Source organism: Cellulomonas sp. P4_D11, from assembly GCF_056401915.1.
Genome location: NZ_JBFUIK010000002.1, coordinates 218,593 through 227,483 on the forward strand (window position 1 = coordinate 218,593; position 8,891 = coordinate 227,483).

The window sequence follows — 8,891 nt, forward strand, 5'->3', positions numbered from 1 at the left end:
GGATCGATCCGTGAAGGCACTCGCAGCCCGCAGGCAGGATCGGCGCGCGCCGATCGTGCTGCTCCTGCTGGCGCTGCTGCTCACCGGTGGCCTGTACGCGGTGCTGGCACCGACGTCGGCCGACGCGACGCCTGTGAAGGCGAGCACCAACGACATCGCGACCGGCGAGAAGCTGTTCCAGGCCAACTGCGCGACCTGCCACGGGCCGTCCGCGTCCGGCACCGAGAGCGCCCCCTCCCTCATCGGTGTGGGGGCCGCCGCGGTCGACTTCCAGGTCGGCACCGGCCGGATGCCCATGCAGATGAACGGTCCGCAGGCGCAGGTCAAGCCGGTGCAGTTCAGCCAGGACCAGATCAACCAGCTCGCCGCGTTCGTCGCGTCGCTGGGCGCCGGACCGGCCATCCCGACGGCGGAGCAGGTCGACCCCGCGCTGGGTGACCCCGCGACGGGCATGTCGATCTTCCGCACCAACTGCGCGATGTGCCACAACGCCATCGGCGCCGGCGGTGCGCTGTCCCAGGGCAAGTTCGCCCCCAACCTCTGGGCGACCACGCCCACCCACCTGTACGAGGCCATGCTGACCGGCCCGCAGTCGATGCCCGTGTTCAACGACGCGAACATCACCCCCGAGGAGAAGCGCGACATCATCGCGTTCATCGACCAGCAGGGCGGCGCGTCCCCCGGCGGTCTCGACCTCGGCGCCCTCGGCCCGGTGAGCGAGGGCCTGTGGGCCTGGGTCGTCGGCATGGGCCTGCTCATCGGCGCAGCAGTCTGGATCGGAGCGAAGTCCTCGTGAGCAACCACGAACCCGGCCACGAGGCCAGCAACGAGCTCGTCACGCACGCGCCGGGCGCGCTGCCCGACAAGTTCGAGGATCCGGGCCACCCCGAGCACCACGACCGTCTCGGCGACAACGACCCGAAGGCGAACAAGAAGGCCGAGCGCCAGGTCGTCTTCCTGTTCGCGATCTCGGTCATCGCGACCATCGGGTTCCTCGTCGCGTACTTCGCGGTCCCGCCGGGCGAGTCCGTCGAGTCGATGCGCCTCTCGAACCTGCTGCTCGGCATCGGTCTCGCGCTCTCGCTCCTCGGCATCGGCCTCGCGGCCGTGCACTGGGCCAAGGCGCTGATGAACGACCACGAGAAGTCCGAGGAGCGCCACCTTCAGCGCAGCGACGACGAGACGCGGACCGCGGCCGTCGAGGTGCTCAAGGAGGGTGCTGCGGACTCGGCCATCGGCCGGCGCGGGGTGCTCCAGGGGGCCATGATCTCGGCGCTCGCGCTGTTCCCGCTCGCGATCATCGTGCCGCTCATCGGCAGCGTCGGCGAGGACTGGAACGTCTCCAAGTTCCGCCACACGATGTGGAAGAAGGGCACGCGCCTCGCGACGGACCCGACCAACCGCCCGATCAAGGCAGCGGACGTCACCATCGGCTCGGTGTTCCACGTGATCCCCGAGGGCCTCGAGGAGGCCGACTACCCGCTCGACGAGAAGGCCAAGGCCGTCGTCCTGCTGGTGCGCATCGATCCTTCGGAGCTCAAGGAGTCCGAGGAGAAGAAGTCTTGGTCCTACAACGGGATCGTCGCATACTCGAAGATCTGTACCCACGTGGGTTGTCCGGTCGCGCTGTACGAGCAGCAGACTCACCACCTCCTGTGCCCCTGCCACCAGTCGACGTTCGACGTGGCGGACGGAGCAAAGGTCGTGTTCGGACCGGCGAAGCGGCCCCTGCCGCAGCTGCCGATCACCGTCGATGACGAGGGCTACCTGATCGCGCAGAGCGACTTCAACGAGCCCGTCGGCCCGAGCTACTGGGAGCGCCTGGTCAAATGACGACGACAGCCACCCCCACCCCCGTCGAGAAGCTCGCCGCGGGTACGGCGGACTACCTGGACCAGCGGACCGGCATCGGCACCGCGGTCAAGACGTTCGCGCGCAAGATCTTCCCCGACCACTGGTCGTTCCTCCTCGGCGAGATCGCGCTCTTCAGCTTCATCACGATCCTGATCTCGGGCGTGTTCCTCACGATGTTCTTCGTGCCGAGCATGAACGAGGTCCACTACGACGGGCCGTGGGCGTCCCTGCAGGGCGTCCAGATGTCCGAGGCTTTCGCCTCGACGCTGCGCTTGTCGTTCGAGGTCCGCGGCGGCCTGCTCATGCGGCAGATCCACCACTGGGCCGCGCTGATCTTCATGGCGGCGATCGTCACGCACATGATGCGTGTGTTCTTCACGGGCGCGTTCCGCAAGCCTCGCGAGGTCAACTGGGTCGTCGGCTTCCTGCTGCTGATCCTCGGCCTGGCCGCCGGCTTCTCGGGCTACTCGCTCCCCGACGACGTGCTCTCCGGCAACGGCCTGCGCATCACGGACGGCGTCGTCCGGGCCATCCCGATCATCGGCAGCTACACGTCGTACTTCATCTTCGGCGGCGAGTTCCCGGGTCAGGACCTGATCCCCCGGCTGTTCACGGTGCACATCCTGCTGGTGCCCGGGATCATCCTCGCGCTCATCGGCCTGCACCTGTTCTTCGTCGTGCTCCACAAGCACACGCAGTACCCGGGCTCCGGGCGGACCAACAAGAACGTCGTCGGCTACCCGCTGTTCCCGATCTACGTGGCGAAGGCCGGCGGCTACTTCTTCACGGTGTTCGGCGTCATCGCCCTCATGGCGGCGACCATGCAGATCAACCCGGTGTGGAACTACGGCCCGTACGACCCGTCGCCCATCTCGGCGGGCGCGCAACCTGACTGGTACATGCTCTTCCTCGAGGGATCCCTGCGCCTCATGCCCGGGTTCACCGAGGTGGTGATCGGGCAGTACACGCTGTCGCTCAACGTGATCATCCCGGCGATGGTGGTGCCGGGCATCCTGTTCACGCTGCTGGCCGCGTACCCGTTCGTCGAGGCGGCAGTGACCGGCGACCGCAGCGAGCACCACGTGCTCGACCGCCCGCGCAACCGGCCGTTCCGCACCGCGTTCGGCGTCTCGCTCCTCACGGCGTTCTTCATCCTCGTGCTCGCCGGGTCCAACGACCTCATCGCGACGCACTTCCACCTGTCGATCAACGACATCACGTGGGCGTTCCGCGCGCTGATCTTCCTGGGCCCCTGGTTCGCGTTCTGGGTGACCAAGCGGATCTGCCTCGGCCTGCAGCGCAAGGACCGCGAGCTGGTCCTGCACGGCCACGAGACGGGTCGCATCGTGCGGTTCGCCAACGGTGAGTACATCGAGGTGCACAAGCCGCTGGACGCCCACGAGCGCTGGCTCCGGGTGCAGCACGACGCCATCCGCCCACTCGAGATCGAGCCGGCGGAGGACTCCCGCGGGGTGCGCCGCAAGGGCTACGCGCTCGACCGGATGCGCCAGCGTCTCTCGCAGACGTTCTACGAGGACCGCGTCGAGCCCGTCACGCCGGCCGAGCTGGCGGCGTCCCACTCGCACGGCGAGCACGACGCCGTCGAGGCGGGCCCCGAGCACGCACCGGCCGAGCTGACCGGCGCCGTCGGCGGCGGCCAGCACCTGGTGGATCCGCAGGATGAGACGGCCCCCGACGGGCGGAATCGCTGATCCTGAGCAAGAGTTGACCGTGGAGTCGGGCGGCTCGCCGTAACGGCGAGCCGCCCGTTTCTTCGTATCAGACGGGCCGCGACACGCGGTCCCAGACCGACGCAGGAGAGGTGTACTCACGCATGGCTGACTACTCGCTTCCGGATCTGCCCTACGACTACGCGGCCCTCGAGCCGCACATCTCGGGCCGCATCATGGAGCTGCACCATGACAAGCACCACGCCGCCTACGTGACCGGCGCCAACACGGCGCTCGAGAAGCTCGCCGCCGCGCGCGCGGCCGACGACTTCGCCGCGGTGAACCTGCACGAGAAGAACCTCGCGTTCAACCTCGGCGGCCACGTCAACCACTCTGTGTTCTGGCAGAACCTCTCCCCCGACGGCGGGGACAAGCCGACCGGCGAGCTCGGCGCGGCGGTCGACGAGTTCTTCGGGTCGTTCGAGGCGTTCCAGAAGCACTTCGCCGCCAACGCGCTCGGCATCCAGGGCTCCGGCTGGTCGATCCTCGCGTGGGACTCGATCGGCCAGAAGCTCGTGATCGTGCAGCTGTACGACCAGCAGAGCAACATCGCGCTGGGCCTGGTCCCCGTCGTCGTCCTCGACATGTGGGAGCACGCGTTCTACCTCGACTACGTCAACGTCAAGGCGGACTACGTCAAGGCGTGGTGGAACATCGTCAACTGGGCCGACGCCGCCGCGCGCTTCGACCGCGCGCGCACGCAGACCGCGGGCCTCATCGTCGCCGTCTGACAGCCCCTGTCGTACGCGAGGGCCGGCACCCGTCAGGGTTGCCGGCCCTCGCCGCGTCTCCGCCAACCTGAGGCCTCACGAGTTCGGCTGGAGCGTCCCGATCTCGATGCCGAACTCGTCGGCGAAGATCAGGTTCTCGCCCTGCACGGTCGCCTTCACCGACTCGGCGATCCAGGTGTCGACGCTCTGGCACGCCATGCGCGTGGTCGACCACGGGCCGAACGCCACCTGGTCGCCGTCCTGGTCCCAGGAGCCGGTCAGCCGGTTGCACCCGTCGGTCCCGGTGATCGTCCCGTCGTCCTTCAGCTCCAGCGACACGACGCCCTCGGTGTCCTGCATGCCCCACACGCCCGCGACGTCCTCGACGGGGGCGCTGGGGGCTGCGCCGGCGGCGTCGGTGCAGGCCGCGAGGGAGGCGGCCGCGAGGGCCGTCACGAGCGCGATGCAGGCGCGACGCCGGCAGCTGCTCACGACGTCTTCTCGAGGGTCCCGATCTCCTTGCCCTTGTCGTTCAGCACCGTCATCTCGTCGCCGGACACGGTTGCCGAGGACGCCGCCGACAACCAGGTGTCCACGTCCTCGCAGGCCATCATGGTGGCCGCGAAGTCGCCGAACTCGATGGTCGAGCCGTCGATCTTCCACGTGCCGTTCAGCTGGTTGCAGCCGTCCGACCCGCTGACGGTCCCACTCTCGATCAGCTCGAGGTTGACCAGGGGCTCCGACTTCGGCTGGGACCACTCCCCGGTGACGTCCTTGGTGGTCAGTGCAGAGCCGGAGCCACCGTCGGAGCCGCTGCTCGCACACCCGGCGAGCACCACCCCGACTGCGGCGACGAGCACGAGGGACCGGACCGCAATTGCTGACGAATGCCTCATTCCGCCGACGGTAGCGCAGCGGGCACGCGAATGCCCCCACCGAAACGGCGGGGGCATTCGCGAGACGGGCGATCAGTGCGCGTGCTGCCCACGGGAGAACTCGAACACCCAACCGACGAGGCCGATGACCCCGAACGCGATGCCGATGCCCGACAGCCACCACCCCACCGCGAGGCCGGCGAACGTGATCGCGGCGGAGACGCCGAGCACGAGCGGCCACCAGCTCCAGGGGCTGTACACGCCCTGGTCGCCGGCACCCTGCTCGATCTCGCCCAGCGGGTCGTCCTCGGGCCGCTCGTCGATGCGACGCGACAGCAGCGCGAAGTAGGCGCCGATCATGCCGACCAGGCCGCCGACCAGCGGGATGCCGACGGTTCCGACGGGCTCGCCGTGGCTCCAGGCCGCGTAGATCAGGCCGACGGGGACGAAGAACAGCACCCCGTAGAGGAAGAGCTTGGTCTCGAGCTTCATCGCGTGCCCTCCTCGTCCGTGCCCGGACGGTCCTCGACGATCGTCGCGGTGGACTGCTCGGGCTCGCCCGTGCCGCCCACGACGCGCTCGTTGGCGACGGCGCCCTCACCGCGGCGGTCGGCCTCCCAGTCCAGCGGGCCGGGGTTCGGCTCCACGTGGTCCATCGCGGCGACCTCGGGATGGTGCAGGTCGAACGCGGGACGCTCGGAGCGGATCCTGGGCAGCGACGTGAAGTTGTGGCGCGGGGGCGGGCAGCTGGTGGCCCACTCGAGAGAGGCGCCGTAGCCCCACGGGTCGTCGACGGTGACAAGCGGCGCGTTGCGCCACGTGGTGTAGACGTTCCAGAGGAACGGCAGCGTGGACGCGGCGAGGATGACGGCGCCGACGGTAGACAGCTGGTTCATCCACGTGAAGCCGTCGTCGGGTGAGTAGTCCGCGTACCGGCGCGGCATGCCCTTGACGCCCAGCCAGTGCTGGATGAGGAACGTGGTGTGGAAGCCGATGAACAGCATCCAGAAGTGGACCTTGCCCAGCCGCTCGTCGAGCATCCGGCCGGTCATCTTGGGCCACCAGAAGTAGAAGCCCGCGAACATGGCGAACACGACGGTGCCGAACACCACGTAGTGGAAGTGGGCGACGACGAAGTACGAGTCCGACAGCGAGAAGTCGAGCGCCGGGCTGGACAGGATGATGCCCGTCAGTCCGCCAAAGAGGAACGTGACGAGGAAGCCGATCGTCCAGAGCATCGGCGTCTCGAACGTGAGCTTGCCGCGCCACATCGTGCCGATCCAGTTGAAGAACTTCACGCCGGTCGGCACGGCGATGAGCATCGTCATGAACGAGAAGAACGGCAGCAGCACGGACCCGGTGACGTACATGTGGTGCGCCCACACGGTCACGGACAGGGCGGCGATGGCGATCGTGGCGTAGACCAGGCCCTTGTAGCCGAAGATCGGCTTGCGGCTGAAGACCGGCAGGATCTCCGTGATGATGCCGAAGAACGGCAGCGCGATGATGTAGACCTCGGGGTGCCCGAAGAACCAGAACAGGTGCTGCCAGAGGATGGCGCCACCGTTCTCGGGGTTGAACACCTGGGCCCCGAGGCGGCGGTCCGCACCGAGCGCGAAGAGGGCGGCGGCCAGCGGCGGGAACGCCATGAGCACCAGCAGCGACGTCACCAGGGTGTTCCAGGTGAAGATCGGCATCCGGAACATCGTCATGCCGGGGGCGCGCATGGTGACGATCGTGGTGATGAAGTTGACGGCACCCAGGATGGTGCCGAACCCGGCGAGCGCCAGGCCGAACACCCAGAGGTCACCGCCGAGCCCCGGCGAGTACACGGTGTTCGACAGTGGCGCGTAGGCGAACCAGCCGAACGACGCGGCGCCCTGCGGCGTGAAGAAGCCGGCGCCGGCGATGGTGCCGCCGAAGAAGAACATCCAGTACGCGAGCATGTTGAGCCGCGGGAACGCGACGTCGGGCGCACCGATCTGCAGCGGCATGATCACGTTGGCGAACCCGGCGAACAGCGGTGTCGCGAACAGCAGCAGCATGATCGTGCCGTGCATGGTGAACGCCTGGTTGTACTGCTCGCGGGACTGGAAGATGTCCATGCCCGGCGCGAACAGCTCGGCGCGGATGAGCAGCGCCAGGATGCCGCCGATGGCGAACCAGACGAACGACGTGATCAGGTACAGGTACCCGATGGTCTTGTGGTCGGTCGAGGTGATCCACTTGATCACCGTGCGTCCGAGGGTCTGGCGCGACGGCGCCAGGCCGGGGATGTGCTCCGCGACGGCGGCCATCACTTATCGCCTTCCTTCGGAGCGGAGTCCAGGTCCTGCTGGCGGCTGTACTCGAGACCGAGCGAGCCTTCCTGACCCTTGGCCTTGAGCTCCTCGATGTGCGCGTCGTAGTCCTCGCGCGACACGACCTTGACGTTGAACAGCATCGACGAGTGGTACTCGCCGCAGAGCTCGGCGCACTTGCCGAGGTAGTCGCCGACCTGCGTCGGCGTCACCTGGAAGGTGTTCGTCTTGCCCGGGATCATGTCCATCTTGTAGAGGAACGCGGGGACCCAGAACGAGTGGATGACGTCGCGGGAGTTCAGCGTGAACTCGACCCGCTCGTCCACCGGCAGGTAGAGCGTCACCTGGTCCTTGAGGACGCCCGTGCCGGCGCTGCCCACGTTCTGCGCGTGCTGGCCGGTGTCGTAGGCGTCGTCGTCGAGGTAGTTGAAGTCCCAGCTCCACTGCTTGCCGATGACCTGGATGTGGACGTCCGCGTCGGCCGCGGTGTCCTGGATGTCGGTGGTGTCGCGGTTGGTGTAGTAGAAGAGCACCCCGACCATGATGATCGGCAGGATCACGTACATGACCTCGAGGGGCACGTGGTACCGCAGCTGCACGGGGAGGGTGTCGTCACCCTTGCGCTTCCGGTAGACCGCGACGCACCACAGGATCAGCCCCCAGGTGATGAGGCCGACGATGAGCGCGGCGATCCACGAGCCGACCCACAGGTTCGTGATGCGACCGGTCTGGTCGGTGATCTCGTGCTCGGAGCTGCCGGGGAGCCAGCCGCGCTGCACCTCGGCGGAGCATCCGCTCAGCGCGACGGCGACGACAGCAAGCAGGCCGGCCAGCAACAGGGCTGGTCGCCGCGTGCGACGGGGGGTGTCCGGGTGCAACGGGGGGACCTCTCACTCGCGTCCCGTCGACTCCCCCGCAATGCTGCAGAGCGCCGCCCGGGACCTTCGTCCTCGACCTGTGCAGCCTAGCGCGCCGACCACATCGTTTCGTCCTGACGACACCCCTTGACGACACCGTGTCAGCACCATCACACCTCGCCTCCTTCACGGAAACCCGACGCCCCTACGGCACCCTCGGACCGCTCGTCCCGCGCCAGGTCACGGCGCTGCGGGGTTACGGTGCCCCCGTGAGCAGCCAGCCCGACCAGGACGACGCCGACCGCCCCGGCGACGCTCGTGTGACGCACACCACTGCCCGCCGGGTCGTTCTGGACGCCGGAGGCCGCGCCCCGCTGCTCCCGGCCGCCCGGACGGCGTTCCTCGAGGCGCTCGACCAGGGCTGGGCGGACCCCCGCCGGCTGCACGCCGAGGGTCGCCGCGCCCGCATGCTGCTCGACGGTGCGCGCGAGGCGATCGCGGCCRCCGTGGGCGCGCGGACGCCGGAGGTCGACCTCGCGCCGTCGCACACCGCGGCGCTGCACGG

General features: G+C 68.4%; 9 protein-coding genes and 1 pseudogene. 5 read left to right on the plus strand and 5 right to left on the minus strand.

Translation table 11 applies throughout. The features are described from left to right. The first annotated feature begins 10 nt into the window (after positions 1-10). The 4 genes from qcrC (at position 11) to AC1DT4_RS02545 (ending at position 4,315) form a co-directional block, all read left to right on the plus strand. Positions 11-796, plus strand: a complete 786-nt coding sequence (gene qcrC, locus AC1DT4_RS02530) for a cytochrome bc1 complex diheme cytochrome c subunit (protein ID WP_477088192.1) — start codon at positions 11-13, stop codon at positions 794-796. Next, positions 793-1,833 carry a cytochrome bc1 complex Rieske iron-sulfur subunit gene (gene qcrA / locus AC1DT4_RS02535; RefSeq protein WP_477088193.1) on the plus strand — a complete coding sequence of 347 codons (1,041 nt, stop codon included), beginning with the start codon at positions 793-795 and terminating at the stop codon, positions 1,831-1,833. Before qcrC ends, qcrA begins: the two co-directional genes overlap by 4 nt. Next, positions 1,830-3,566 (plus strand): cytochrome bc1 complex cytochrome b subunit, encoded by a 1,737-nt coding sequence (qcrB, locus tag AC1DT4_RS02540; protein WP_477088194.1) that lies wholly within the window; start codon positions 1,830-1,832, stop codon positions 3,564-3,566. Before qcrA ends, qcrB begins: the two co-directional genes overlap by 4 nt. Before the next feature lie 122 nt (positions 3,567-3,688). Next, a complete protein-coding gene (locus tag AC1DT4_RS02545; protein WP_421734079.1) occupies positions 3,689-4,315 on the plus strand; it encodes a superoxide dismutase in 627 nt (208 codons plus the stop codon). 75 nt (positions 4,316-4,390) lie between these two features. On the opposite strand, the gene AC1DT4_RS02550 is transcribed toward AC1DT4_RS02545, so the two are convergent. The 5 genes from AC1DT4_RS02550 to ctaC form a co-directional block, all read right to left on the minus strand. Further along, complete coding sequence (locus tag AC1DT4_RS02550) at positions 4,391-4,786, minus strand: META domain-containing protein (RefSeq protein ID WP_477088195.1); 396 nt, start codon at positions 4,784-4,786, stop codon at positions 4,391-4,393. Beyond that, positions 4,783-5,190: an META domain-containing protein gene (locus AC1DT4_RS02555; protein ID WP_477088196.1), complete on the minus strand. Its 408-nt coding sequence runs from the start codon at positions 5,188-5,190 to the stop codon at positions 4,783-4,785. The genes AC1DT4_RS02550 and AC1DT4_RS02555 overlap by 4 nt, the downstream gene beginning before the upstream one ends. Before the next feature lie 72 nt (positions 5,191-5,262). Next, positions 5,263-5,661 (minus strand): cytochrome c oxidase subunit 4, encoded by a 399-nt coding sequence (locus AC1DT4_RS02560; protein ID WP_477088197.1) that lies wholly within the window; start codon positions 5,659-5,661, stop codon positions 5,263-5,265. Further along, the gene (ctaD, locus tag AC1DT4_RS02565; protein ID WP_477088198.1) at positions 5,658-7,466 is read right to left on the minus strand and encodes an aa3-type cytochrome oxidase subunit I; all 1,809 of its coding nucleotides are present in this window, start codon (positions 7,464-7,466) and stop codon (positions 5,658-5,660) included. The genes AC1DT4_RS02560 and ctaD overlap by 4 nt, the downstream gene beginning before the upstream one ends. Then, the gene (gene ctaC / locus AC1DT4_RS02570) at positions 7,466-8,347 is read right to left on the minus strand and encodes an aa3-type cytochrome oxidase subunit II (RefSeq protein WP_477088199.1); all 882 of its coding nucleotides are present in this window, start codon (positions 8,345-8,347) and stop codon (positions 7,466-7,468) included. Before ctaC ends, ctaD begins: the two co-directional genes overlap by 1 nt. A gap of 299 nt (positions 8,348-8,646) precedes the next feature. Here ctaC and AC1DT4_RS02575 point away from each other — a divergent pair. Then, a pseudogene (locus AC1DT4_RS02575) lies at positions 8,647-8,891 on the plus strand (aminotransferase); the annotation flags it as partial.

Bases quoted from the DNA above. Each gene is read 5' to 3' on its own strand.
- ctaD (WP_477088198.1), bottom strand. From the start codon at position 7,466: ATGGCCGCCGTCGCGGAGCACATCCCCGGCCTGGCGCCGTCGCGCCAG.
- qcrB (WP_477088194.1), top strand. From the start codon at position 1,830: ATGACGACGACAGCCACCCCCACCCCCGTCGAGAAGCTCGCCGCGGGT.
- AC1DT4_RS02555 (WP_477088196.1), bottom strand. From the start codon at position 5,190: ATGAGGCATTCGTCAGCAATTGCGGTCCGGTCCCTCGTGCTCGTCGCC.
- AC1DT4_RS02545 (WP_421734079.1), top strand. From the start codon at position 3,689: ATGGCTGACTACTCGCTTCCGGATCTGCCCTACGACTACGCGGCCCTC.
- AC1DT4_RS02560 (WP_477088197.1), bottom strand. From the start codon at position 5,661: ATGAAGCTCGAGACCAAGCTCTTCCTCTACGGGGTGCTGTTCTTCGTC.